Source organism: Brachybacterium nesterenkovii, assembly GCF_900163655.1.
GTDB lineage: Bacteria > Actinomycetota > Actinomycetes > Actinomycetales > Dermabacteraceae > Brachybacterium > Brachybacterium nesterenkovii.
The window spans coordinates 1-1,944 of sequence record NZ_FWFG01000080.1 but is presented as its reverse complement, the minus strand read 5'-3'; the positions used below and the strand labels follow the sequence as shown (position 1 = coordinate 1,944).

At 72.7% G+C, this 1,944-nt stretch carries 1 protein-coding gene; it reads left to right on the top strand.

The annotated features are described in order from the left end of the window. Window positions 1–184: 184 nt before the first annotated feature. Window positions 185–1,900, top strand: a complete 1,716-nt coding sequence (locus FM110_RS09060; RefSeq protein ID WP_087104447.1) for a long-chain-fatty-acid--CoA ligase — start codon at window positions 185–187, stop codon at window positions 1,898–1,900. The last annotated feature ends 44 nt before the right edge of the window (window positions 1,901–1,944 follow it).

Here is a 1,944-nt window from a genome sequence, read left to right as displayed (position 1 = left end):
CGCACCCCCGCACCCCCGCACCCCCGTCGAGTGTCGCGCGGGGTCTCAGAATCGGCCTCGGATGAGTCGCATCGTGGCTTTCGGCGCGGACGGGACAGGGTGGACGGGGCACGGCGGACGGGGCAGGGATGGGCGTCCTGCCCCCAATGCACGCGCCGCTCCGCGCCTCAGCGACAATAGGGGCATGCACCCCGCACCGCCGCGCTTCAGCCACGATGACGCCCCCGACGCCCCCTGGACCGCTCAGTACCAGCCCGGCGTGCCCGCACGCATCGAGCTGCCGACGACAGACCTGGGCACGATGTTCGAGCACGCCTGCGCGAAGGGCGGTCGCTCCGTCGCCCTCGAGTTCTTCGGCGCCACCACCACCTACCGCGAGCTCGGGGCCCAGGTGGCGCGGGCCGCCGCGGGGCTGGCGGAGCTGGGCGTCGGCGCCGGCGACCGCGTCGTCATCATGCTTCCCAACTGTCCCCAGCACGTCGTCGCGTTCTACGCGGTGCTGCGCCTGGGCGCGATCGTCGTCGAGCACAACCCGCTGTACACGATCGACGAGCTGCGCGGACCGCTGACCGACCACGGCGCCCGGCACGCGATCGTCTGGGACAAGGTGGCCGGCAAGCTCACGGGCCTGCCCGTCGGCGAAGGGCCCCGCACCGTCATCGCCGTGAACCTGCTGCAGGCGCTGCCCCGCACCAAGCGGGCGGCCCTCGCCCTGCCGCTGCCGTCGCTGCGCCGCACCCGCGCCAAGCTCCACGCCGAGGCCCCCGGCACGATCGGCTGGGACGCGGTGCTCGACCACCGGCCGCTGCCGTCCTCGCACCCGCGCCCCGCCGTCGACGACCTCGCCGTCATCCAGTACACCTCCGGCACCACGGGCCGTCCCAAGGGCGCGATGCTCACCCACTTCAACCTGCACTCCAACGCGCTGCAGGGGCGGGCGTGGATGCACGGCTCCCGCGAGGGCCGCGAGGTCTTCTACGCGATCCTGCCGCTGTTCCACGCGTTCGGGATGACCTTGCACCTGACCTTCGGGATCATGATGCGGGCGCGGATCGTCCTGTTCCCGACGTTCGACGTGGACCAGGTGCTCGACGTGGCGCGGAAGACCCCGCCGACGGTGCTGTCCGCCGTGCCGCCGATCTTCGAGCGCATCGCCACCCGCGCGGCCGAGCGGAAGGTCTCCCTGCGCTCGGCCCGCCACTGCCTGTCCGGGGCGATGCGCCTGTCCGAGGCGATCGCGGCCCGCTGGGAGGCGGCCACGGGCGGGCTGCTGGTGGAGGGCTACGGCATGACCGAGGCCTCCCCCGTCGCCTTCGGCAACCCGGTGTGGAAAACCCGTCGCACCGGCAGCATCGGCGTCCCCTTCCCGTCGACCTACATGCGCGTCGTCGACCCCGACGACCCCTCCCGCGAGGTCGCCCCCGGCGAGCGCGGCGAGCTGCTGGTCATGGGCCCGCAGGTGTTCCACGGCTACTGGAACGATCCGGAGGGCACCGAGGCGGCGCTCCACGAGGGCCGCTGGCTCCGCACCGGGGACGTCGTCACCGTCGACGAGGACGGCTTCGCGACCATCGTCGACCGCCTCAAGGAGCTCATCATCACCGGCGGCTTCAACGTCGCGCCCTCCGAGGTCGAGGAGGTGCTCAATGACCACCACGCGATCGAGGAGTCCGCGGTGGTGGGCGTCGATGACGGCGACGGCGGCGAGAAGGTCGTGGCCGTCGTGGTCCTCGCCGAGGGCGCGGAGCTGGACGAGGCCGAGGTCCGCGACTACTGCCGCGAGCACCTGGCCCGCTACAAGGTGCCGCGGAGGATCGTCGTGGTCGACGAGCTGCCGCATTCGATGCTCGGCAAGGTCATGCGCCGCCAGGTGCGCGAGGAGATCACCGACCGCGTCTGACCGCGTCGCCGCTCCCACCCCCGCACATCGCATCGCCGCCCCTC